This window comes from Rhodococcus olei, from assembly GCF_039540555.1.
GTDB classification, from domain to species: Bacteria; Actinomycetota; Actinomycetes; order Mycobacteriales; family Mycobacteriaceae; genus Rhodococcus_G; species Rhodococcus_G olei.
This window is the reverse complement of the sequence record NZ_BAABFB010000036.1, coordinates 1-22,773: the sequence shown is the minus strand read 5'-3', so window position 1 is coordinate 22,773 and position 22,773 is coordinate 1. Positions and strand designations below refer to the sequence as shown.

Here is a 22,773-nt window from a genome sequence, read left to right as displayed (position 1 = left end):
CTCGGCCGGCGGCGGTCGCCCCCGCCCGCCGTCAGCGGCAGATCAACGACCACAGCCCGGCGCTGCCGGCCGCGGTCGCGGCGGCGGTGAGCGCGTCGTCCCAGGATCGCACCGAACCGAACTCGCCACGCCAGGCGAGCAGCCGGTTCGTGAACCGGTGCAGAGGGTGTTCGGCGGTGAAGCCGATCGCCCCCATCGCCTGGTGCGCGTTGCGGACGATCGTGGACGCCGCGTGCCCGGCGCAGGAGCGGGCGGCCGCGATCGCCAACTCGGTTGCGGTGGAGTCGAACCCGTGCTCGAGCACCGAGGCGACCGCGGCCTCGGTGGCGGCCCGGGCGAGTGCGTCGTTGGTTGCGATGTCCGCGACCAGGTGCTGTACCGCCTGGAACGCGGCCACCGGACGGCCGAACTGGGTGCGGGTGGTGGTGTGCCCGACCACGATGTCCAGCACCCGGCCCGACGCCCCGGTCATCGTCAACGCCCGTGCCAGCGCACCGCGCAGGTGCAGTTCGCGGGCGACGGTGGCAGGCACCGGCACCCCGTCGAGCGCGGTCGGGTCGACGACGACCCGGTCACGGGGCTCACCGGCGAGGTTCGCGGCCTCGGTGACCTCGACGTCGCCGGGTGCGACCTGCATCACCCGGTGCCCGTCGCCGTGCGGCCACAGCAGCACCAGCGTGTCGGCGTCGCGTGCCCACGGAACATGCTGTGCCACACCATCGGATCCCAGGACGGCGACGGTGCGGACCGAGGCGGGGCCGGTCGGCGGCAGCTCCGCGCTGTCGGCGAGCCAGCCGGCCAGCAGGTCGTTCTCGGCGATCGGCGCCGGTGCCGCGTTCGCGCCGGCCGCGGCCAGCAGCACGGCCGCCTCGGGCCAGCCGCCGCCGCTGCCCCCCACCGACTCCGCGGCCGTGAGCCGGGTCAGTCCGAGGCCGGCGAGCGTCTCCCACAGCACCCGATCGAATCCAGTGGTCTCACCCGATGTTTCGAGTACCTGGTCGAGCATCCGGGTCAGATCGTCCAGTTCGGTGCTCATCGCATCCCCAGTCCCCGCGCGATGACCCCGCGCAGAATCTCGCTCGTTCCACCGCGGAGGGTGAACCCGGGCCGCTGCATCGCGCCGGCGGCGACCAGCGCGGTGTACCCGGCCGGTGCGTCCTCGCCGCGCAGTTCCTCGGCAAGGTCGGCGATGTCGCCCTCGGTGGCGGTCCCGAGGACCTTGACCACCGACGCCGCGACCTCCGCGCTCTCCTGGCGTTCGAGTGCCTCGGACACCGCCGTCGACATCTGGTGCAGTCCGATGAGCCGGCCCACCTGCGCGCCGATCCGCGGGTCGGCCGGGATCCGGCCGGCCGCGACCTCGTCGACGGTCGCGGCCAACAGGGTGAACGTCGACAGGAACCGTTCCGGCCCGCTCCGTTCGAACCCCAGCTCGGACGTCACCTGCGTCCAGCCGTCGCCGATCGTGCCGAGCACCAGGTCGTCGGGTACGAACACGTCCTCGAGCTGCACCTCGTTGAAGTGATGGTCGCCCGACATCGACAGGATCGGGCGGATCGTCACCCCGGGGGAGTCGAGCAGGACGATGAACTGGCTGAGGCCGTCGTGGCGGTGCGCGGGGTCCAACGGAGCGGTCCGGGCGAGCGCGAAGAACGCGTCGGCGTGGTGCGCACCCGACGTCCACAGCTTGGTGCCGGTGATCGACCAGCCGCCGTCCACTCGCACCGCCCGGGTCCGGACGCTGGCCAGGTCGGACCCCGACTCGGGCTCGGACATCCCGATGGCCCAGCAGATCTCGCCCCGCGCGATGCCGGGCAGGAATCGCCGCTTCTGCTGCTCGGTGCCGTACCTGAGCAGCGACGGCGCCGCCTGCCGGTCGGCGACCCACTGCGCGGCGACCGGGGCGCCGACCGCGAGGAGTTCCTCGGTGACCACGAACCGCTCCATGAACGTGCGTCCGTGCCCGCCGTACTCGACGGGGATCGTCATGCCCACCCAGCCGCGCTCGGCGAGGGCTCGGGTGAAGTCGGGGTCCCAGCGGGTCAGCCAGGTGTCGACTCCGGGGGTGAACGCACCCGCCTCGATCTGCTGCCGCAGGAATTCCCGGACCTGCGCGCGCAGTGCCGCGGTGGCGGGATCGGGTGCGGAGGCGCTCGGAACGAGCGGTGTGCGCATGGCGTGCCTTCCTTCCGGCGGGCCGAGGTCCGCGGAGACGATCGTCGTCACCTCACTGGTGCCACCGTAGATCCGCGTGATGCCGGTGTCCTCGTGGAGGGGTGGCACGACGCCTGGTTCCCCGGGTCGGAGTACGGGTCGGTCATATCGGGTGGCGGCGTGCCCGTGCGAGCCCGGTCATGCGGGACCCGTCACCTCGGTCGGTGCAGCGACCCGGACGGCGCCGCGGGAGTGCAGCTCGGCGATGCGTGCGGCGTCGAGGCCGAGATGCTCGGCCAGGACCGCGGCGGTGTCGTCGCCGTTCGCCGGTGCGGGCCGGGGCGTGTGGTGGCGGCCGTCGACGGACATCGGCAGGCCCGGCGCCAGGTGCGGGCCGATCCGTGGTTGGTCCAGCCGCGCGAACATCGGGTTGGCGGTGACCTTCGGGTCGGCCGCGACCTCCGCGAACGTGCGATAGCGCTCGTGCAGCACGGAGGACGCGGCGAGCGCCGCGGCGGCCTCGGCCGCGGTGTGTTCGCGGAACCAGGCGCGGATCAGACCGGACAGCACCTCGCGGTGCCGGAAGCGGGTGCCCTCGTCGCGGAAGTCGACCCCCAGCGCGGCCTCCACGGCGGCGACCGCGGCGGTGCAGCCGGTCAGCTCCGTCAGGTCGCGGAAGTGTCGCGGTGTCAACGCGACCAGCATGAACCGGACGCCGTCGGAGGTGACGACGTCGGTGCCGAACGTGCCGTACACGGCGGTGCCGATGCGTTCCCGGCCCGCCCCGCCGAGCTGTGCCTCGGCGAGGTAGCCGAGATTGCCGATCGTGGCGAGCGCGACGTCCTCGAGGGGCACCACGATCCGCGCCCCGGCCCCGGTCGTGTTCCGCCGGTGCACCGCGGCGAGCACCGCCAGCGCGACGTACAGGCCGGCCGAGACGTCCCACGCGGGCAGCAGGTGGTTCACCGGCCCCGCGACGTCCACCGGTCCGCTGGCGAGCGGGAACCCGGTCGCGGCGTTGACGGTGTAGTCGACGGCGGTGCCGCCGTCGGCGCGACCGACGAGTTGCACGTGCACCAGGTCGGGTCGGCGGGCGGCGAGGGCGGCGAAGTCGAGCCAGTCCCGGCCGGCGACGTTGGTGACCAGGACCCCCGCCTCGACGACCAGATCCGCGATCAACGCCTGGGCGTCCGGGTCGCGGAAGTCGACCGCCACGGAACGCTTGCCCTTGTTCAGGCTCGCCCAGTAGATCGACTCGCCGCCCTCCGTCAGCGGCCAGCGGTGGTAGTCCGCGGCGCCGCCGATCGGGTCGACGCGGACCACCTCGGCACCGAGCTGGCCGAGCGTCATCCCGGCCAGCGGCACCGCGACGAAACTGGACACCTCCACGATGCGCATCCCGGCCAGCGGTGCGGTCGCAGCGGTGTCACTCAACGCGGTGTCCCTTCGTGTTTCGGTGGGGGTCCTGTTCATCATGCAGCATCGGGGTACCCGTGAACGTGCGTCCGGCACAGCTTCCGACCAATCCGACGTTCCACCGAACGTCCCTGCCGGCCGGCACGTCGCATGGTTGATTGCGGGGACCGCCGTGCTCGCCGGGGACGATCCGGTGATCATGCCGACCGCACCGATCGCGGCGACGCAGAAGGAGCTGAAACGGTCCGGGCTCGCGGTCGATCGACATCGGCGTGTTCGAGGTCAACGAGGCGTGCTCATCGACACCCCCGGACTGCGGGGCATCGGACTGCACGACGTCACGGACGGGGTCGAGCAGGTGTTCGCCGACATCGAGGCGCTCGCCCACGGCTGCAATTTCCGCGACTGCGAACACCGCAGCGAACCGGGATGCGCGGTCCAGGAGGCGGTCACCGACGGCCGGCTCGACGTCGCCCGGCTCGACCGGTACCGCAGGATGCTGCGCGAGAGCGAGCGGGCGGCGTCCCGCGCCGACGCACGACAGCGCAGCAAGCGCACCAAGGCGGACAAGGCGATCGCCCGCGAGCTGCGCGTGATGTACCGGTTCCGCGACCGTCAGCGCTGAGCGCCCGCGCGCGGCCGTCATCCGGCGGTCGCGCGGTCCAGGGCGAGGGCGGCGAAGGCCTGGCCGACCGGTGAGAGGGTGCCCGGATCGAACGCCAGCGCGAACGCGCGGGTGATCGGTGGGTCGGCGGGCCGCACCACGGCACGGTCCGCGACCGCCTCGGCCAGGGACCGCTCGACGATGCTGCCGCCGATACCGGCCAGCACCATCGGGATTCGTGCCTCCCGGTGGTCGACGAGAACAGCGTTCCGGAGCCGGACCCCGGCGGCACGGATCGCGTCGTGGATCTCGTCGGCCACCGAATGGCCCTGCGGCACGAACACCATCGGAAGGTCCGGCAGCTGCGCCAGGGGCACCGGGCCCTCGGGGAGCTCGGTGCCGAAGGGATACGCGAGCCAGTACTCCTGGCTGCCGAGCTCGATCACCTCGAGGGTCGGGTCGCCGATCGGCACGTGTGCGACGACGAATTCGCTGTGCCCGTCCCGGATCAGCGCCGGTGCCGACGATTCGTCGGCCAACTCGCCGAACCCGACGACGACGTTCGGGTAGGCGGCCCGGAACTCCGCGACGAGGGGTGACACCTGCGCCGCCAGCGCAGGGAACGCCGTGATGTCCAGCCGTCCGGTCAGCCGGCCGCCGGTCGCGCCGAGCAGGTCGCGGACGGAGGTGATGTCGCGCAGGATCTTTCGGGCGGGTCCGACGAGGCTGCGGCCGGCAGCGCTGAGCACCATGCCGCGTCCGACGCGGAGGAACAGCGGCACCCCGAGCTCGCGTTCGAGGCTGCGCAGGGCCTGCGAGATCGTCGGCTGGGCGACGCCCAGTGCGGTGGCCGCGCCACCCAGGCCCTCGTGTTCGGCGACGGCGAGGAAGTAGGCGAGTTGACGGCGTTCCATCAGATCTCGCCGTCGTCGGTCGCCGTCGCCGCGAACGCCTCGGCGGCCGGGGACGCGGGCCCGGACCGCAACACCAGGCCCACCCTCCGGATCAGCGGCGGATCCAGGGCCCGGACCGTGACACCCCGCAGCTGGCCTTCGGCGACGGCCCGGGGCAGCACGGTCGCGCCGGTGCCGCGGGCCACGAGGTCCCATGTCGCGGTCGGGTGGGCGCAGTCCACCACGACCGGGTCGCCGCCCTCGCCGAGCAGGCTGCCGACGAGGGCGGTGCCGCCGCGACCGGCGACGTCGAGGATCAGCGGCAGCGCCGCCACCCGCCCGCGGGGCACCGGATCCGGCAGTCCCTCGGCGAGATCCGGGGGCAACGCCAGCACCAGCTCCTGGGTGGCGATCGGCACGGTCCGCAGCGTGGCGGTGTCCGCGGTCAGGTCCACGACCCCCACCTCCGCCGCGCCGCTGCGCAGCGCCGCCAGCACGCCGAGCGGGCCGGGGGTGTCGTGGATCCGGACGGTGACGTGTGGGTGCCGCCGTTGGAACCGCTGCACCAGCGTGACCATCGGGTCGATCGAGAACGCCGAGCTGGTGACGACGTCGACCCGGCCGGCATCCAGTTCCCGGACCGCCGTCACCCGCGCCTTCGCGCGCCCGACGTCGGCGAGGATGCCGCGGGCCACGGCCTCGACCTTGCGGCCGTCCTCGGTCAGTTCCAGGGTGCGGCCGCTGCGGTCGAACAGGGTGGTTCCGAGCCGGCGTTCGAGGGTGCGGATGGCCTGCGACAGCGACGGCTGCGAGATGTACAGGGCACGCGCGGCCTTCGTGATCCCGCCGTGGTCGACCACCGCGACGAAGTAGGCGGCGAGATGCAGGTCCACCGGCCCATCGTAGATCCGGCGGAGCCGGGGCCGGTCAGGGCGCCACGAGCGTGACGGTCTCGGCGACGAGGGCGGGCTTGTCACCCCCCTCGACCTCGACGACGAAGCGGGTCGTGATGAAGGTTCCCGCGTCGCCGGTGCGGCAGTCGATCGGTGTGGCGGACGCCCGCACCCGGGAACCCGCCCGTACCGGCGCGGGGAAACGGACCTTGTTGCTGCCGTAGTTGACCCGCGCCGACCCGACGGCGATCGAATACAACCCGGCCGCGAGCGCCGGCAGCAGCGACACCGTCAGGTAGCCGTGCGCGATGGTCGCGCCGTACGGGCCGGTTGCGGCCCGCGCGGGGTCGGTGTGAATCCACTGGTGGTCGCCGGTGGCGTCGGCGAACGCGTCGATCCGGTCCTGGTCGACGGTGAACCATTCGCCGGGGCCGATCATGTCGCCGAGCGCGTCCCGCACCGCGTCGATGGACTCGAAGGTACGCAGGGTCATCACTTCACCGCCTCGAAGATCGCGGCCAGCCCCTGGCCGCCGCCGATACACATGGTTTCCAGCCCGTACCGACCGTCGCGGCGGTGCAGCTCCCGGGCGAGGGTGGCCAGCATCCGGCCGCCGGTCGCCCCGACGGGATGCCCGAGGGAGATGCCGGAGCCGTGCACGTTGGTCCGGTCCCGGTCGCCGTCGGTGAACTTCCACTCGCGCATCACCGCGAGGGCCTGCGCGGCGAACGCCTCGTTGAGCTCGATCAGGTCGAGGTCGGCGAGGGTCAGCCCGGCCTTGTGCAGTGCGACCTCGGTGGCCGGGACCGGCCCGATCCCCATGACCTTCGGCGCCACCCCGGCGACCCCCCACGAGACCAGCCGCACCAGTGGACGCAGCCCCAACTCGTCGGCCTTCTCCGGTGTGGTGACGAAACACAGTGAGGCGGCGTCGTTCTGGCCGCTGGCGTTGCCGGCGGTGACGGTGGCGTCGGGGTCGGACTTCGCCAGGATCGGGCGCAGCGCGGACAGTGAGTCGAGGGACGTGTCGCCGCGGGGGTGCTCGTCGGTGTCGACTACCGTGTCGCCGCGGCGACCGGGAACCGTGGTCGGCACGATCTCCTCGGCGAGGATGCCTGCGCGCTGCGCGGCGACGGCCCGCTGATGCGAGGCGACCGCCAGCTCGTCCTGTTCGGTGCGGCTGATGCGGTACTCGCGCCGCAGGTTCTCGGCCGTCTCGATCATGCCTCCCGGAGCGGGATGGAAACGGCCACCGGCTGTTTCGCGCGCCCGCGCGAGTCCGTCGTGGACGGTGACACCGCCGCGGGCGCCGCCCCAGCGCATGTCGGTGGAGTAGAACGCGGCATTCGACATCGACTCGGTGCCGCCCGCGACGACGAGGTCGTTGGCGCCGGACGCGACCTGCAGCGCCGCCTGGATCACCGCCTGCAGGCCGGATCCGCAGCGCCGGTCGACGTGCATGCCGGGCACGGTGACGGGCAGCCCCGCGTCGAGTGCGACGACGCGGCCGATCGCCGGGGCCTCGCTGTTGCCGTTGCAGTGCCCGAGGACGACATCCTCGATCGCATCCGGCGCGACGCCGGTGCGATCGAGCAGGCCTCGCAGCGCGGTGACGCCGAGGTCGACGGCAGTCAGATCCTTGAACATACCGCCGTAGCGGCCGATCGGGGTGCGGACGGGTTCGCAGATCACTGCGTCACGCATGGTCGGTGTCCCTTCTGTCGAACTCGACGATCAGGCTCGTGTGGGTGGTGTCGGGGGTGGTCAGCATCGCGGTCAGCGCACCGGTGTCGTCGGTCGCGTGCGACACCCGGGCGTCGACGCCGCAGAACAGCGGAGCGGACCCGCGGTGCCGCACGCGGATCGGGGTACGACCGGGGTGCTCGAGGCGGACCGTTTCGGCGAGGACGATGCCCAGCAACGGCCCGTGCACTACGAGGCCCGGATATCCCTCGACAACGGTCGCGTACGGCCAGTCGTAGTGGATGCGGTGGGGATTGGCGGTCGCCGCGCTGAACCGCATCAGCAGGGTGGGGTCGGTGCGCAGGTCCCACCCGCCGGATTCGGTGCGGGACAGGGGAACTCCGACCGGGGCCGGGACCGCCGCGGTCGCCGGCTGGGGTGCCGAGGTGGCCTGCGCCGGAGCGGTGCGGTACACCAGGTCCTGCCGCTCGCGCAGGGCCGGCCGGTCGCCGGCGAACAGTTCGGTGACGACCGTGACCAGGGTCAGCGGCCCGGAGCGCCCGGACTTGTCGGTGACGGCCTCGACCCGTGACTCGCGCCGCACCGTGGTCCCGACCGCGATCGGCGCCAGCAGTTCGACCTCGCCACCGGCGAACATGCGGCGCGGCAACGCGACCGGCGGCAGGAAGTCGCCACGGGCCGGGTGACCGTCCGGACCGAGGACGGACGACGCCGGCCACGTCGGCAGCGCGGCCCAGTGCCAGAGCGGCGGCAGGGGGTCGCCGGACCGCACCGGCGTTCCGGTGTCGAGCAGGGCGCTCAGCGCGGCGACGGGTGCCGGGTCGACGTACTCCTCGGTGGCGACCGTGTGTGGAGCCCAGCCGGTTTCGCTCACATGAACCGTCCGCCGGTCACCTCGAGGAGCGTGCCGGTCATGTAGGACGACATGTCGGAGGCGAGGAACAGGGCGACGTTCGCGACCTCACCCACCTCGCCGGCGCGCCCCATCGGGATCTCGGCCATCTTCTGGTCCCACGCCTTCTGCGGCATCGCCTCGGTCATCGCGGACCGGATCAGGCCGGGGGCGATCGCGTTGACCCGGATCCCGTGGTGCGCCAGTTCCTTCGCCGCGGCCTTCGTCATGCCGACGATGCCCGCCTTCGCGGCGGAATAGTTGGTCTGCCCGACCAGGCCGACCTTGCCGGACAGCGACGACAGGTTCACGATCGCACCGCTCTTGCGTTCGCGCATCATCGTGGCGGCCAGTCGCATGCCGTTCCAGGTGCCCTTCAGGTGTACCTGGATGACCTGGTCGAACTGCTCCTCGGTCATCGTGCGCATCGTCGCGTCCCGGGTGATGCCGGCATTGTTCACCAGCACGTCGAGGCTGCCGAACGCCTCGACGGCCGTGTCGAGCATCGTCTGCACCTGGGCGGCGTCGGTGACGTCGCAGCGCACCGCGCGGGCGACGTCCGCCCCGCCGAGGGCGTCGGCCGCGGCCGCGGCCTTGTCCGGGTCGACGTCGCCGATCACGACCCGTGCGCCGTCGGCGACGAATCGTTCGGCGATCGCGTAGCCGATTCCCTGTGCGGCACCGGTGATCACGGCGGTGCGGTCGGTGAGCAGAGGCATGGACGATTCCTTCCGTTGGGCCGAGGTCAACCCTAGTGAGCACCGGCCGGGCGAGGAAGGACGTCGCGATCGGGTTTGGCTAACGGTCGGGTGGGCAGATTTCTATTGGACGAGGGTCGCCGGCCGGGAGAGGGTGGATGCCATGACCACACTGCTGCCCGGCGGTCCCGAGGTCGACGCGGACGACCTGCGCGACATCCTGGACCAGACCCGCCGCTTCGTCCGCACCACCGTCCTCCCGCGGGAGCAGGAGATCGCCGACGGCAACGCGATCCCCGACGACATCCGGGCGACCGCGAAGGAGATGGGTCTGTTCGGGTACGCCATCCCGCAGCGGTGGGGCGGTCTGGGACTCGACCTCGCGCAGGACGTCGAGCTGGCGATGGAGCTCGGGTACACGACGCTGGCGCTGCGGTCGATGTTCGGCACCAACAACGGGATCGCCGGACAGGTTCTGGTCGGCTTCGGTACGGAGGAGCAGCAGTCGTCCTGGCTGCCGCGGATCGCGTCGGGGGAGGTGGTCGCGTCGTTCGCGCTGACCGAGCCCGGCGCCGGCTCCGATCCGTCGGGCCTGCGGACGAAGGCGGTCCGCGACGGCGACGACTGGGTCATCACCGGCGAGAAGCGGTTCATCACCAACGCCCCGGTCGCGGACCTGTTCGTCGTGTTCGCGCGGACCCGTGCGGCCGACAGTGGCGGCCCCGGGATCGCGGTGTTCCTGGTTCCCGCGGACACGCCGGGGCTCGAGGTCGGTGCCAAGGACCGCAAGATGGGACAGGAGGGGGCCTGGACCGCGGACGTGCGGTTCGACAGCGTCCGGGTGCCGGCCGGCGCGCTCGTCGGCGGCGACGAGGATGCCGGGTACCGGGCCGCGATGACATCCCTCGCGCGAGGCCGGGTGCACATCGCGGCGCTGTCCGTCGGGCAGGCGCAGCGGGCGCTCGACGAGTCCGTCGCATACGCGGCCACCGCCACCCAGGGTGGCACTGCGATCGGCGAGTTCCAATTGGTGCAGGCGATGCTCGCCGACCAGCAGACCGGCGTGATGGCCGGTCGCGCGCTGGTCCGGGACGCGGCCGCGAAGTGGGTCGGCGGGGAGGACCGGCGGATCGCGCCGTCGGCGGCGAAACTGTTCTGCACCGAGATGGTCGGCAAGGTCGCCGATCTCGCGGTGCAGGTGCACGGCGGCACCGGCTACATGCGGGACGTGCCGGTGGAGCGGATCTACCGGGACGTGCGGTCGCTGCGACTGTACGAGGGCACCAGCGAGATCCAGCGGGTCATCATCGGGCGCGGGCTCGTCAAGCAGGCCCGGCAGGGGAGCTGAGCGACGGACGCACCGATGTCGTGCAGCGGCATCGGGATTCGGAGGGCCGAGGCGCCGTCGCCGGGAGTGCGAGGCGCGCCCAGGTGAGTGGGCCGAGACCCGGTGTGGCGGTGATCAGTCGGGGATCGCGGCCCGGCACACGAGGGTGAGTTCGTCGACGACCGTGTCCAGCGGCGCACAACTGCCCTGCGCCTGGGCCACGACGAGCGCCCCCTCGAGCGAGCCGACGATCAGCAGCGCCAGGGACGCGGCGCGGTCGGCCGTGACGCCCTCGCCGGTGAGTTTGTCCGCGATCCGGGCGCGCCAGGTGTCGAACGCGGTGCCCGCGATCGTCCGTGCCCCGGGTTCGGTGCCCAGCGCCGCGGCGGCGATCGGGCACCCGGCCCGGTAGTTGCTGGTCTCGAAGCCGCGACGCCACGTGTCGGCGAGGGCGCGCAGCGCGCCGACCATGTCGGTGCCGTCGAGCACCCGCTCGACGCCTCGCTCGATCCGGTCGGCCGCCGCGGCGGTGGCCTCCTCCACGAGCTGGGCCTTGCCGCGGGGGAAGTGGTGGTAAACGGACCCACGCGGGGCGCCGCTGTGCGCGAGGACGTCGGCGAACGAGGTGGCCGCGACGCCCCGCTCGCGGATCAGCGAGACGGTGCTGTCGATCATCGCGGCCTTCGGGCCGGTCGTCGGATCCTGCCGCTTCGCCATGGTGCTGCGTGCCTCTCCTGATGCTCGTCCGGTCTGATGCTCGTCCGATCTCTATGTATATTGTCATACATAGGTCTCGATCTGCGAGGAGTTGCCGTGACCACGACCGCCACCAAGGCCCACCCGTTCGACGACGCCGTCGCACTCGCCCCGGCGAGCGACGGAACCGCAACCGGTCGCACCACCGCTGCGTACTCGAACATGGTCGGGCCGTTCGGCGGCATCACCGCCGCCACGCTGCTGCGTGCGGTGCTCGACCATCCGGAGCGGCTCGGCGATCCGCTGTCGCTGACCGTCAACTACGCCGGCCCGATCGCCGACGGGCCGTTCGCCGTCACGGCCCGGCCCACTCGCACCAACCGCAGCACCCAGCACTGGTCGGTCGAGCTCCGCCAGGACGGCGTCGTCGCGACGACCGCGACCGCGGTGTTCGGCGTGCGCCGCGAGACGTGGACGTCGACCGAGGTGACCCCGCCGCCGGCGCCCGCCCTCGACGCCGTCGACGCGGCCGAGTTCCCGGATTTCATCGCCTGGGGGCACAACTACGAGATGCGGTTCGTCGAGGGGGGAATGCCGTCGCCCGAGGCGGGTGCCGCGGACGAGTCGACCTCCACCCTGTGGGTGCGTGACACCCCGCCGCGGCCGCTGGACTACCCGGCCCTGGCCGCGCTGTGCGACGTCTTCTACCCGCGGGTGTTCCTGCGTCGCGGCCAGTTCGCCCCCGCCGGCACCGTGTCGCTGACGGTGTACTTTCACGCCGGTGCGGACGATCTCACGGCCCAGGGCGAGGACGCGGTCCTCGCGACCGCCCGGGCGCAGCACTTCGGGGACGGCTACTTCGACCAGTCCGCCGAGGTCTGGGGCCGCGACGGGATGCTCCTCGCGACCAGCCACCAGCTCGTCTACTTCAAGGGCTGACCGTCCCGCTCGATCGCGGCCACCTCGTCGCGCAGCCGGGCCATCGTCCGGTCGAGCTCGGTGGCCGCGTCGGCGGCCTCCTTGAGTTCCTCGAGCAGTCGCTGCGGCACCGCCCGGTTGAACTTGTAGTAGATCTTGTGTTCCAGGCTGGCCCAGAAATCCATTGCGATGGTTCGGATCTGGATCTCGACGTAGATCCGTTCGGTGCGGTCGGACAGGTACACCGGCACCTGCACGATCAGGTGCAGGCTCTGGTAGCCGTTGGGTTTCGGGTCGGCGATGTAGTCCTTCACCTCGACGAGCGCCACGTCCGGCTGGCTGGTGAGCATCTCGGCGACCCAGTAGGCGTCGGACACGAACGCACACGTCACGCGGATGCCCGCGATGTCACGGATCTGTTCGCGGATCGAGTCGATGTCCGGCGGGCAGCCGATCCGGACGGCCTTCTGCAGCAGTGACTCCATCGACTTGAGCCGACTGTTCACGTGTTCGATCGGGCTGTAGTCGTGGGCGAGTTCGAACTCCTCCCGCAGGATCGTGATCTTGGTCAGGGTGGCGTCGATCGCGAACTTGTAGTTCAGCCGGAACCGGGTCAGGCCCCGCTGCAGTTCCCGCAGCGAGTCCGGCGTCGGCTCGGCCGACCCGGTGCCGATCGTCATCCGGAACAGGTCTCCGAGGATCGCCAACTCGGGTTTCGCGCCGTCTCCGGCGTAGTGCGTGCTCACGGGGTGTCAACCTCACTGCGGTCGTGCCGCCGCGACCGGGACGCGGCGTTGTCGCTCCCCACCATTGTGCCGCCAACCGCTCACAGCGCGTTGAGGTATCGATCCGTGACGCGGCGCTGCACGGCGCGGGCGAGCGGGGCGCCCGCCCGCGACCACCACGTCGCCGGACGGGAGAACGCGGTCACGCTCAACACCACGGTGTCGTCGTCGAGCCACTCGACGCAGAACAGCTCTTCGCCGCGTTCGGGGTGCCCGGGCAGGGTGCCGTAGGCGAAGCCCCGCCGCCGCGGTTCGTCCACGACGTACACCACCGCGCAGGACGCGTCGAGGTGCAGTGGACCGGTACCGAGCCGCAGCGTCACCCGTGATCCGGCCGCGGCGCGCGGTGTGGTCGCGGTGACGCCGATGCCGGCACGACGGTGCAGGTCCCAGCTCGACACGGCGTCCGCGGCCGCGAGGAACACCGCCTCGCCCCGTCCGACCACCCGGGACCGGCGCACGTGGTCGTAACCGGCCGGCAGTTCGCCTGCGGTGGCGCCGACTTCGGAGTACGTCGGACGTCGGTCCGGCGTCGACCTGCGCTTCACGGAATCAGCCTGCCACGGATCCGACGGCGGTGTCCCGCGACCGGGTCGTGTGGCGGGTATCTCCTTGGGCGGCAGTCGATGTCCCGGTCACCGGGGCGACAGGGACATGGCCCGGGCCGTGGCGGTCAGCTCGTCGACGTAGGCACGGCGTTCGTCCGGGGTGACCGCGGATCGCAGGGGGCCGATGTGCAACTCCCACAACGGCCTGCCGGTGTCGTCGAACACCGGCGCGGTCAGGTAGCTGATCGGCAGCGACCGGTCGGATTCGAGGGCCTCCTGGGTGTAGGGGTACCCGCTGGTGTCGCCGATGAGGGCCTGGACCTGTTCGCGCAGCCGCTGACTGGCGGCGTTCGCCGCGAGGTGCGTGACGACCTGCGCGAGGACGTCGATGCGGTCGATGTCGGCCGCGTCGGCGCCCCAGACGGCGACGCCGGTCTCGGAAACCTGGGTCAGGAAGTCGGCGTACTGCTCCCGGCGGTCGGCGGGGGCGGTGCCGAGCCACCGTTGCTGCACCGGGGGATCGGAGAAGGCGACGACCGAGGCGCCGCCGGGTGCCTGCAACGGCAGCCTGACCCCGACGTCGATCCCCGCCGGAATGTGGCCGAGCCCGTCGGTCATCGCGACGAACACCATTTCGCCGCCGTCGATCAGGCCGAGTGCCGCACCGCAGCCAACCCGCGCCGCGAGGGCCTCGAGATGTGCGGCCGCGTCGTCGGGCAGCGTGAGGGCGCGGTGCGCCCGGCCGGCGATCGACGCCAGGGCCGGCCCGATCTCGTAGCGCAGGTCGGGCAGGCGCGATACCCAGCCGCGCCGTTGCAACGTGCCGAGGATCGATCCGGTGGTGGATCTGCTCAGGCCGAGGGCGTCCGCGAGGTCCGCCGAGGTGGCCGGGGTGTCGCGGGCCGCGAGCAGCTCGACGATCGACACGACGCGGTCGGTCGGCGGCGACGACACGGACGATTCGCTCTTGCCAGGTGCCATCGAGTGCTCCTACCCTCATCCCAGTTCAAATATGTGTATCACATGATGCGAATATTCGCATCACCGAGATGGGGGAGTACTCATGACCGCGCCCACCGTCCTCGGCGACGTCGACATCGAGGGAGTCGACTTCGCCCTGGAGGACCACCCCGACATTCACGTCGTTCTCGAGAAGCTGCGCGACGCCGGCTCTCACGCCATCGTGCCGTTCGCCGGGGTCAAGGCAATCCTGCTGTTGACCAACGACCTCGTCTCCGCCGCGTTCAAGGACGAGGACGTCTTCCCCGCGTCGGCCGTCTACCAGATGACCACCGGGCCGGTCCTCGGCAAGACCCTGCAGTGCATGGCGGGGGACGAGCATCGCAAGAACCGGGCGCTGGTCTCACCGTCGTTCCAGCGCAAGCGGGTCACCGAGATGGTGACACCGCTGCTCGAACCGTTGGCGCACGAAATCATCGACCGGTTCGCCGCGCATGGTTCGGTCGATCTGGTCGCGGAGTTCACCACCCGGTACCCGGTGCTGCTGATCAGCCGGTTGATGGGGCTCCCCGTCCAGGACGAGGCGACGGTGCACCGGTGGGCGCACGACCTGTTCTACTTCCCGTTCGACCCCGAAGCCGCGATGCGGGCGTCGCAGGACTTCACCGACTTCGTGACGCCGATCATCGCCGAACGCCGGCGCAACCCCGGCGACGACCTGATCTCGGTGCTGGTCACCGAGGACATCGAGGGCGAGACCCTCGACGACGAAGAGGTGCTCTCGTTCCTCCGGCTGCTGTTCCCCGCCGGTGCGGACACCACGATGCTCGCCCTCGGAAACACGTTGTCCGCGTTGCTCACCCACCCCGATCAGATGGAACTCCTCCGTTCGGACCTCGACGAGCACGCGATCTGGGCCGTGTGGGAGGGGCTGCGGTGGGAGCCCCCGGTCGGACTGCTTCCCCGGGCGTGTCCGGAGGCGACCAGTTGGAACGGAATCGACATCCCGGCGCTGACCCCGATGGTCTTCTCGATCAACGCGGCGAACCGCGATCCCGCCGTGTACCCGGATCCGCACGAGTTCGACATCACCCGCCGCAAGCAGGCGATGCTCTCCTTCGGGCGGGGCCCGCACAGCTGCGCCGGCAACTGGTTGGCGCTCGCCGAGCTCGAAACGGCGCTCAAGGCACTGCTCGAACGTCTGCCCGGGCTGCGCCTGCGGGACCGGGACGACACGGACGCGACGATCACCAGCCAGGTCGGTGTCGCGTTGCGCGGGCCGAACGCGCTCAACGTCGAGTGGGACCTCTGATTCCACTGCGCCGCAGGATGTTCTCTCCGCTGCCCGGTGTGCAGGCGCCGGGCAGCGGGGGAGCGTCGCCGAGCCAGGGCACCTCCACCCCCACCGACGAGAGACGGGAACCCTTGATGACCACCGTGAGAACCCAGCCGCACCACGACGACGGGATGCACTCGTTCCCCTTCCGCAGCCGCGCCGGCGTCCGGCGCGCGACCGCGCGAGCCGGGGTCACCGCGACCGCGCTGGCCGTGTCCGTCGTCCTCGGCGGCGGCAGCGCTTCCGCGGTCGGACCCTGGGGTCCGACCGCGCCGCCGAATCCGTTCCTCGGCCCGGTCGGCACCTCGACCATGCACGGGGACGCCGGCTCCTCGGACACCACTCCTCTCGCCGGGCCCGGGGCCGGTCGGGTGACGGTCGGCGCGACCAGCTTCGCCTCGGCCTGCCCGACGGTGCTGCAGGGCTCGGACTCGATGGTGGTGGCGTTGTGCACCACCATGATCGGACGCAACCCGACCGTGCACCTGATCGACCTCGGCGGGTCCGGCTCGTCGGGCTCCGCGGACGGCCTCGGCTCGTCGGATCTGGGCTCGGTCGCCGCCGGTTCGACCGGCGGCCGTTCGGCCGGGACCTCGCTCGCCGAGCTCGAACTGCCCAAGGGCAGCCTGCTCGGCGGTGTCTACGCCTACCTCGACAACAACGACCGGTTGGTCGCCGTCGACGGCAACCGCCGACTCGTCCGGGTCGGCCACCACAACAGCGGTGGCACGTGGTCGCTGTCGGTCGACGAGTCCGTGGACCTGTCCGGGGTGATCGCCGCCGACGACAGCGTCACCGGGCTGGCTCCCGACTGGGCGGGCAACGTGTGGTTCGCCACCGGCGCCGGGCGCGTCGGACTCGTCGACGGCGCCGGTACCGCCCGCACCGTCGACCTGCCCGCGGGAGAACGCGTCGAGAACAGCATCTCGACCTCCCCGGACGGCACCTCGGTGGCCACCACCCATGCGTTGTACCAGCTTTCCGCCGCGCCGGGCGGCGCCCCGCACGTGGACTGGCGTGCGCCCTACGACCGTGGCAGTGCCCGCAAGCCCGGTCAGCTCAGTTGGGGCACGGGGTCGACGCCCACCTACTTCGGTCCGAGCACCGGGCACGAGTACGTGACCATCGTCGACAGCGCGGACACCCGGGTCTCGCTGTTGGTCTACCGGGTCTCGGACGGACAGGAGGTGTGCCGCACCCCCGTGCTGGCGAAGGGCGGGCCGGGCAGCGAGAACTCCCCGATCGCGGTCGGGTCGAGCGTGTTCGTGGCCGGCACCTACGGGTACCCGTACCCGGCGGTTCCCGAGAACGCCGGACCCTCGGTGCCCGCGTCGGCGCCGTTCGCGGGCGGCATGACACGGGTGGACGTCGGGGCCGGCGGATGCACCGTTGCCTGGGACACCGACGTGAAGAGTTCGGCGGTGCCGCGGCTGTCCACCGCCGACGACACCGTGTACACGGTGCTCCGCAAGGGCACCGGCGGGGCGCTGGACGGCTTCGCGTACGCCGCGATCGACCCGGCGACCGGGGCGGTCCGGGCGACCGCGGACCTGCCGGGCAGCACCCTGAACGACACCATCCAGATGGCCGGGTTGATCACCGCCGAGGGCGATCTCGTCCAGGGCACCCTCAACGGCATCGTGCGAGTGTCCCGGGGATAGCTGTCGGCGCCGAGCGGCGGCAACCATCGCGGAACCAGCAGGAGAGCACCGGTTGACCTATTCGTTCGAAGGTCCGGACGGTCCCGACCACCCGGGGCCGTCCGGACCGCGGCAGCTGCCTTCACCCACCACCGAACCCGTCACCGGTGATCGCCCCGGGAGGAGAAGGGAGGACAACGAACTGCTCGCCTTCGCGGCCCGATGGGCGCCGTTCGGCGGCCCTCCGGACGAGGAGGTCTTCCTCGAATTCGGGATGACGCCGGAGCGGTTCCGGATGCGCGTCCGTGACGCCGCCACCCGCCTGGCGTGCATCTCACCCACCGATCCCCGCCTGCGGCACTTCCGTTCGGCGATGCGTGAGGCCGCGACGAAACCTCCTGCGGGGCAGGACCGGTGAACGGTCACCTGGACCGGGCACGCCCGTTCCACAATGCTCCTGCCGCGCTCCACGCGGCAGGAGCTCCGACGGAGTCGTCAGACGAGAACCGACTCGAGATCCTTGTGATAGGTCTGGATCGAGTCGAGGTCGCCTGCGGCGACCTTCTTCACCCAGTGCGGTTCTGCGAGGACGGCGCGACCGAGTCCGACGAGGTCGAACTCGCCGCGGTCGAACAGGTCCAGCAGTGGTGCCAGACTCAGACTGGTCTGCGCCTCGGACTCGTGGCCCAGGAACGGTGCGGACACTCCGACCGAGCCGAGCGCGATGACCGGGAGCCCCGTCAGGTGCTTGGTCCACCCGGCGAGGGTGCGCGCGGAGTCCTCGAACTCGGGCAGCCAGTAGCGGCGCGTGGACACGTGCAGGACCGAGACGCCGGCCTCGACGAGCGGCAGCAGGTGCTGCTCCAGCTCGTGCGGCGTGTCGGCGATACGGGCGTCGTAGTGTCCGCCCTTCCACTGCGAGAAGCGATAGGAGATCGGGAACTCCGCCCCGACCCGCTCTCGGATCGCGGTCACGATCTCCGCGCTGATCCGCATCCGGTTCGCGATGGATCCTCCGTAGGAGTCGGTGCGCCGGTTCGTCTTCTCCCACGTGAACTGGTCGAGCAGGTAGCCGTGCGCGCCGTGCAGTTCGATGCCGTCGAACCCGACGGCCTTCGCGTCCGCCGCGGCCCGGACGAAGGAATCGACGATGCCCTCGATCGTGGCCGCGGTCGCGGGCTCGCCGACCGGTTGGCCCTCGAGTCCGAGGCCGGACGGGCTGACGATCGGGGCGTCGTTGTTCGGGCCTGCCCCGGCGATGCGGGTGGCGCCGAGATGCCACAACTGCGGAAAGATCCGGCCGCCCTGCGCATGTACGGCGTCGACCACCTGGCGCCACCCGGCGAGCGGCTCGTCGCCGTAGAAGACGGGCACGCGGTTGCTCGAGCCCGCGGAGTGCTCGTCGACGTACGTGCCCTCGGTGACGATCAACCCGAGCGACGAGGCACGTTTGGCGTAGTAGTCGACCACCGATTCGCCCGGGACGTTGCGGGGAGAGAATTTCCGCGTCATCGGGGCCATCACGAAGCGGTTGGACAGTTCCAGCCCGGGGATGGAGTCGAAGGGCTGGAGCAGCGGGGTGATGTCGGCCCTGTCGAGCAGGGTGCTCGCCGGGTTGCCGTCGGCGGTCTGGTTTCGTGGATCGGTCATCGGTTCTCCCACTCGTGGTGCTCTGCGGCCATGCGGGGTCCAGAGGATCCTGTATGGCGGACCCGGCTCAGTCGGTGCGGTCTCCGGCGAGCACCGCGTCGAGCAGTCCCGGGAACCGGGCGTCGAGGTCGGGTCGGCGCAGGGTGAGCCGACGGTTGCGTCCGTGCAGCTCGCTGAGGATCACGCCCGCCTCCCGCAGCACCTTCACCTGGTGCGACTTCGTGGACTTGGGCATGTCCGCGCCGAGTGAGCAGTCCACCATGTCCAGTGGACCGTCCGACAGTTGCCGCACCAGGGCCAGTCGCGCGACGTCGCTGAGCGCGAACAGGACGACCGTGAGTTCGATGTCCTCACGGTCCGGGTGTGGCAGCCTCGATTCCTCGGTCATGGTTCGATAATAGTTGAACCATCCCTGGCGATACCGTAACTTGAGCTAATGGTTCCAATCAACTCGAACCGTTTGGTCGAGGCCCCGGCACCCGGCATCCGCGTCGACCCGTCCGATCTCGGGCGGCGCGGCAGGCGAGGGTTCCGCCTGGTACTGGCAGCCGGCACCGCGATGATGGTCGGTGCGAGCGCGCCGTCCCCGTTCTACCCGGTGATCCAGGCCGAACTGGGGTTCACGCCGGCCATGACGACCGCGGTGTTCGCCGTCTACGCCGTCGCGCTGCTCGTCGCCCTGCTCGTCGTCGGGTCCGTCTCCGACCACCTGGGTCGGCGACCCGTGATCTCGGTGGGGTTCGTGCTGCTCGCCACCAGCGTGGTGCTGTTCTGGCACGCCGACGGCGCCGCGGGGTTCGTCGCCGCCCGCGTCCTGCAGGGCCTCGCGAGCGGTCTGCTGCTCTCGGCGCTGTCCGCGGCGGTGGTCGACCTCGAGCCACGGGACCGTCCCGGATCGGCCGCCGTCGGGAACGCGGTCACGCCGATGGCCGGCCTCGCGCTGGGGGCACTCGTGTCCGGCGCGGTGCTCGACGTCGCCGGGGACCGCGCGGCCACCGGGGTGTTCGGCACGCTCACCGTGCTGTACCTGGCGCTGGCGGTCGCCGTGTGGACGGTGCCCGAGACCGCGCCGCGCCTGGGCGGCCTGTGGGCGTCGCTGCGCCCACGGGCCGCCCTGCCCGGTGACGTGCGGGCGGTGTTCGTGCGCAGTGCGCCGGCCGTGTTCGCCGGCTGGGCGACGGGCGGCCTCTACCTGTCGTTGGGGCCCGCGATCGTCGCCACCGAGTTCGGCGGCACCGCGCATCTGGCCCAGGGTCTGGTCGTGACCCTGCTCGCGGGCACCGGAGCCGCCGCCGGGTACCTGGTCCGCCACCGCACGCCCCGGTTCATCACGCTGTACGGCACGACGGCCCTCGCCGTCGGCACCGCCGCGACCCTCGGCGCGCTGGCGCTCGGATCGCTTCCGCTCTACTTCCTGGCGGTGGTCGTCGCGGGATCCGGTTTCGGCACGGCCTTCTTCGGGGTGCTGCGCTCGATCACCCCACTGACCAGGCCCGACGACAGGGCCGAGGTGTTCGCCGCGATCTTCGTCATCAGCTACACCGCGTTCGGCGTCCCGGCCGTCATCGCCGGACTGCTCGTCCCGCACCTCGGCCTGGCGGCGACCACCTACGGCTACGGCGCGGTGATCGTCGCCCTCGCCGCGGCCGCGGCCCTGCTGCGCGGGTTCGGGTCGCGGGACTGAGAACCGGAGCGGGGCGTCAGTTCGGGCGACGTCCGTACCGCTCGTATTCGAGTCGCAGATCGGCGATCGCGTCCGGGTCGGCGAGAACGTACTCCGCCGACTTGGGGTCACCGAAGTAGATCGGATCGGCAACCTGCCACGAATCACGCCGAAGCGCCGGCTTGTCGATCTTCCGGGTCGCCGTCACCGGGAGGGTCGACGCGACCCGGACGAAGCTCGGTGCCCACTTGGTGCCGAGATCGGGCTGGTCGGACAGGAAGCGCCCGAAGGCGATCGGGTCGAAGTCCACGGCGTCGTCCATCTGGATCGTCGCCATCACCCGGTCACCGGTGCGCGGGTCGGGCACCGGGTACACCGCCACCAGGCGGACGCCCGGGAACCGGGCCAGGATCCGTTCGACCGGTGCCGCGGAGAAGTTCTCGCTGTCGACCCGGATCCGGTCACCCGACCGGCCCGCGAAGTAGAAGAAGCCCGCGTCGTCGCGGTATCCGAGGTCGCCGGTGCGGAAGGCGGCGCCGTCGACACGTTCCGCCGTCGCCTGGGGATTGTTGTAGTACCCCTCGAACATCGCTGCGCCGGTGAGGTTCACGATCTCACCGATCGCGTCACCCGCGTTGACGAGGACGCCGTTGTCGTCGAACACGGCGCGCGGGCACTCGTTCCCGTTCTCGTCGTGGATCTCGACCGCCATGAACTCGGGGGCGCGGCCCAGTGACTGCGGCGGCGAGTCCGGGGTCAGGCTGATCACCACCGCGCCCTCGCTGGACCCGTAGCTCTCGATCGGTCGAACGCCGAACCGGCGTTCGAACTCGTCCCGGTCGCGCGGCGCGGCCTCCGTGCCGAACACCGTGCGCAGCCGGGTGTCCCGCTCCGCCTCGGACTCCGGGGCACTGAGCAGATACGCCAGCGAACGGCCGACGTAGTTGAAGAACGTCACCCCGAATCGGCGCACGTCCGGCAGGAACCCGGACACCGAGAACCGGCGCCGCATCGTGAAGGTCGCCCCGGTGAAGACCGACGGCGCCCAGCACGCCATGATCGCGTTCCCGTGGAACAGCGGCATCGCGTTGTAGGTCACGTCCGCGCGGGTCAGCGAACAGTGGTTGATCGCGCCGAGGGCGGCGAGCCGTCCGGTCGTGCAGATCACCGCCTTCGGGGCTCCGGTCGATCCCGAGGTGAACGTCAACAGCAGCCGGGTCGCCGGGTCCGTGGCCTCGGGGGCGATCGTGATCGGATCGTCGAGCGCCGCCTGCACTTTCGTCGACCACGCCGGGTCGTCCACCGAGACGATCCGATCCGGGTCGACACCGGTGTCGAGTCCGTCGAGCAGCGGTCGCTGCTGCGGATCGGTGAGGAGGAGATCGCAGTCGACGCCGCGGATGTCGGCGGCCAGCTCCGCGCCCCGCCGCGTCGGATTGATGCCTATCAGGGTCGCCCCGGACAGCGCGGCCGCGCCGATCAGGAAGATGTACTCCGGGACGTTCTCGAGCAACACCCCGACGTGGAACGGCCGGCCCGGCCGGCGCAGCGACGCCAGCACCGCCGCCCGGGCGTTGCATTCGCGGACGACCTCCCGCCACGTCCAGCGGCCCTCCTCGAACAGCAAGCCGGGGTGGTCGTCGTCGGCGCGTGTCAGCAGCAGGTCCGCGAGCGTCAGACGGCGTGCGGCCGCCACATCCGGTGTCAGCCGGGGGATCTCGGGATCTGTGGTCGGTGCAGCGGTGTCCGCCACGGCGGCCTCCTCTTTCGTCTCGATTCACTCGGTTCGGATCCGGACGCGCACCCGCGCGTCCGGTGGACGGCACGGTGCCGCTATCGCTGTGCGATCAGGTCGAGGGATGCTTCACGCATCTCGATCTTGCGGACCTTCCCGGTGACGGTCATCGGGAACTCGTCGACCACATGAACGTAACGGGGAATCTTGTAATGGGCGAGTTTGCCGGTGCAGTAGACACGCAGCGCGTCGGCGTCGAGC

24 protein-coding genes are annotated in these 22,773 nt (G+C 71.4%); 7 read left to right on the top strand and 17 right to left on the bottom strand.

Going from position 1 to position 22,773, the window contains the following annotated elements; genetic code table 11:
* Window positions 1-31 precede the first annotated feature (31 nt).
* From ABD951_RS11570 to ABD951_RS11560, 3 genes are all read right to left on the bottom strand, one after another.
* Window positions 32-1,036 carry an acyl-CoA dehydrogenase family protein gene (locus ABD951_RS11570; RefSeq protein WP_345344839.1) on the bottom strand — a complete coding sequence of 335 codons (1,005 nt, stop codon included), beginning with the start codon at window positions 1,034-1,036 and terminating at the stop codon, window positions 32-34.
* On the bottom strand, window positions 1,033-2,175 hold the full coding sequence (locus ABD951_RS11565; RefSeq protein ID WP_345344919.1) for an acyl-CoA dehydrogenase family protein: 1,143 nt from the start codon (window positions 2,173-2,175) through the stop codon (window positions 1,033-1,035). The genes ABD951_RS11570 and ABD951_RS11565 overlap by 4 nt, the downstream gene beginning before the upstream one ends.
* Before the next feature lie 177 nt (window positions 2,176-2,352).
* Window positions 2,353-3,552, bottom strand: a complete 1,200-nt coding sequence (locus ABD951_RS11560; RefSeq protein WP_345344918.1) for a CoA transferase — start codon at window positions 3,550-3,552, stop codon at window positions 2,353-2,355.
* 310 nt (window positions 3,553-3,862) lie between these two features.
* Between ABD951_RS11560 and ABD951_RS11555 the strand changes: the two genes are divergently transcribed.
* Window positions 3,863-4,195, top strand: a complete 333-nt coding sequence (locus ABD951_RS11555) for a ribosome small subunit-dependent GTPase A (RefSeq protein WP_345344837.1) — start codon at window positions 3,863-3,865, stop codon at window positions 4,193-4,195.
* A gap of 17 nt (window positions 4,196-4,212) precedes the next feature.
* Here the strand turns inward: ABD951_RS11555 and ABD951_RS11550 are convergent, their stop codons facing one another.
* From ABD951_RS11550 to fabG, 6 genes are read right to left on the bottom strand one after another with little or no spacing between them, the layout of a single operon-like run.
* Complete coding sequence (locus tag ABD951_RS11550) at window positions 4,213-5,088, bottom strand: LysR family transcriptional regulator (RefSeq protein WP_345344835.1); 876 nt, start codon at window positions 5,086-5,088, stop codon at window positions 4,213-4,215.
* On the bottom strand, window positions 5,088-5,960 hold the full coding sequence (locus ABD951_RS11545; RefSeq protein ID WP_345344833.1) for a LysR family transcriptional regulator: 873 nt from the start codon (window positions 5,958-5,960) through the stop codon (window positions 5,088-5,090). The genes ABD951_RS11550 and ABD951_RS11545 overlap by 1 nt, the downstream gene beginning before the upstream one ends.
* Window positions 5,961-5,994: 34 nt before the next feature.
* Window positions 5,995-6,453 (bottom strand): MaoC family dehydratase, encoded by a 459-nt coding sequence (locus ABD951_RS11540; protein ID WP_345344831.1) that lies wholly within the window; start codon window positions 6,451-6,453, stop codon window positions 5,995-5,997.
* The gene (locus tag ABD951_RS11535; RefSeq protein WP_345344829.1) at window positions 6,453-7,664 is read right to left on the bottom strand and encodes an acetyl-CoA C-acetyltransferase; all 1,212 of its coding nucleotides are present in this window, start codon (window positions 7,662-7,664) and stop codon (window positions 6,453-6,455) included. The genes ABD951_RS11540 and ABD951_RS11535 overlap by 1 nt, the downstream gene beginning before the upstream one ends.
* Window positions 7,657-8,538 carry an HTD2 family dehydratase gene (locus ABD951_RS11530; RefSeq protein ID WP_345344827.1) on the bottom strand — a complete coding sequence of 294 codons (882 nt, stop codon included), beginning with the start codon at window positions 8,536-8,538 and terminating at the stop codon, window positions 7,657-7,659. Before ABD951_RS11530 ends, ABD951_RS11535 begins: the two co-directional genes overlap by 8 nt.
* Window positions 8,535-9,275 (bottom strand): 3-oxoacyl-ACP reductase FabG, encoded by a 741-nt coding sequence (fabG, locus tag ABD951_RS11525; RefSeq protein WP_345344825.1) that lies wholly within the window; start codon window positions 9,273-9,275, stop codon window positions 8,535-8,537. Before fabG ends, ABD951_RS11530 begins: the two co-directional genes overlap by 4 nt.
* A 142-nt stretch (window positions 9,276-9,417) precedes the next feature.
* Here fabG and ABD951_RS11520 point away from each other — a divergent pair, with 142 nt between their 5' ends.
* Window positions 9,418-10,602: an acyl-CoA dehydrogenase family protein gene (locus ABD951_RS11520; protein ID WP_345344823.1), complete on the top strand. Its 1,185-nt coding sequence runs from the start codon at window positions 9,418-9,420 to the stop codon at window positions 10,600-10,602.
* A gap of 114 nt (window positions 10,603-10,716) precedes the next feature.
* Here ABD951_RS11520 and ABD951_RS11515 read toward each other — a convergent pair whose 3' ends face one another.
* Entirely contained in the window at window positions 10,717-11,298 is a 582-nt protein-coding gene (locus ABD951_RS11515; protein WP_345344821.1) for a TetR/AcrR family transcriptional regulator, read from the bottom strand.
* A 96-nt stretch (window positions 11,299-11,394) separates the two neighbouring features.
* On the opposite strand from ABD951_RS11515, the gene ABD951_RS11510 reads away from it, so the two are divergent.
* Complete coding sequence (locus tag ABD951_RS11510; protein WP_345344819.1) at window positions 11,395-12,216, top strand: acyl-CoA thioesterase; 822 nt, start codon at window positions 11,395-11,397, stop codon at window positions 12,214-12,216.
* Here ABD951_RS11510 and ABD951_RS11505 read toward each other — a convergent pair.
* The 3 genes from ABD951_RS11505 to ABD951_RS11495 all read right to left on the bottom strand — a co-directional run bounded on the left by ABD951_RS11505 (window position 12,201) and on the right by ABD951_RS11495 (window position 14,509).
* Window positions 12,201-12,941, bottom strand: coding sequence for a GTP pyrophosphokinase (locus ABD951_RS11505; protein ID WP_345344817.1), 741 nt, complete (start codon window positions 12,939-12,941; stop codon window positions 12,201-12,203). The two genes, ABD951_RS11510 and ABD951_RS11505, sit on opposite strands and share 16 nt — an antisense overlap.
* Before the next feature lie 80 nt (window positions 12,942-13,021).
* Window positions 13,022-13,528 carry a DUF1990 domain-containing protein gene (locus tag ABD951_RS11500; RefSeq protein ID WP_345344815.1) on the bottom strand — a complete coding sequence of 169 codons (507 nt, stop codon included), beginning with the start codon at window positions 13,526-13,528 and terminating at the stop codon, window positions 13,022-13,024.
* Between the two features lie 87 nt (window positions 13,529-13,615).
* Complete coding sequence (locus ABD951_RS11495) at window positions 13,616-14,509, bottom strand: helix-turn-helix domain-containing protein (protein ID WP_345344813.1); 894 nt, start codon at window positions 14,507-14,509, stop codon at window positions 13,616-13,618.
* Window positions 14,510-14,591: 82 nt separating this feature from the next.
* Here ABD951_RS11495 and ABD951_RS11490 point away from each other — a divergent pair, with 82 nt between their 5' ends.
* The 3 genes from ABD951_RS11490 (at window position 14,592) to ABD951_RS11480 (ending at window position 17,882) form a co-directional block, all read left to right on the top strand.
* On the top strand, window positions 14,592-15,800 hold the full coding sequence (locus ABD951_RS11490; RefSeq protein WP_345344811.1) for a cytochrome P450: 1,209 nt from the start codon (window positions 14,592-14,594) through the stop codon (window positions 15,798-15,800).
* A 155-nt stretch (window positions 15,801-15,955) separates the two neighbouring features.
* Window positions 15,956-17,485, top strand: a complete 1,530-nt coding sequence (locus ABD951_RS11485; RefSeq protein ID WP_345344917.1) for a hypothetical protein — start codon at window positions 15,956-15,958, stop codon at window positions 17,483-17,485.
* Window positions 17,486-17,537: 52 nt separating this feature from the next.
* Entirely contained in the window at window positions 17,538-17,882 is a 345-nt protein-coding gene (locus ABD951_RS11480; RefSeq protein WP_345344809.1) for a hypothetical protein, read from the top strand.
* Window positions 17,883-17,959: 77 nt separating this feature from the next.
* On the opposite strand, the gene ABD951_RS11475 is transcribed toward ABD951_RS11480, so the two are convergent.
* Window positions 17,960-19,114 (bottom strand): NADH:flavin oxidoreductase, encoded by a 1,155-nt coding sequence (locus ABD951_RS11475; protein WP_345344807.1) that lies wholly within the window; start codon window positions 19,112-19,114, stop codon window positions 17,960-17,962.
* 67 nt (window positions 19,115-19,181) lie between these two features.
* The gene (locus tag ABD951_RS11470) at window positions 19,182-19,502 is read right to left on the bottom strand and encodes an ArsR/SmtB family transcription factor (RefSeq protein WP_345344805.1); all 321 of its coding nucleotides are present in this window, start codon (window positions 19,500-19,502) and stop codon (window positions 19,182-19,184) included.
* 48 nt (window positions 19,503-19,550) lie between these two features.
* Between ABD951_RS11470 and ABD951_RS11465 the strand changes: the two genes are divergently transcribed.
* Complete coding sequence (locus ABD951_RS11465) at window positions 19,551-20,798, top strand: MFS transporter (RefSeq protein WP_345344803.1); 1,248 nt, start codon at window positions 19,551-19,553, stop codon at window positions 20,796-20,798.
* A gap of 16 nt (window positions 20,799-20,814) precedes the next feature.
* Here ABD951_RS11465 and ABD951_RS11460 read toward each other — a convergent pair whose 3' ends face one another.
* Both ABD951_RS11460 and ABD951_RS11455 read right to left on the bottom strand, forming a co-directional pair.
* Window positions 20,815-22,485, bottom strand: coding sequence for an AMP-binding protein (locus ABD951_RS11460; protein WP_425569829.1), 1,671 nt, complete (start codon window positions 22,483-22,485; stop codon window positions 20,815-20,817).
* A gap of 125 nt (window positions 22,486-22,610) precedes the next feature.
* The coding region (locus tag ABD951_RS11455) for an AMP-binding enzyme (protein WP_345344916.1) at window positions 22,611-22,773 on the bottom strand (163 nt) is incomplete at its 5' end.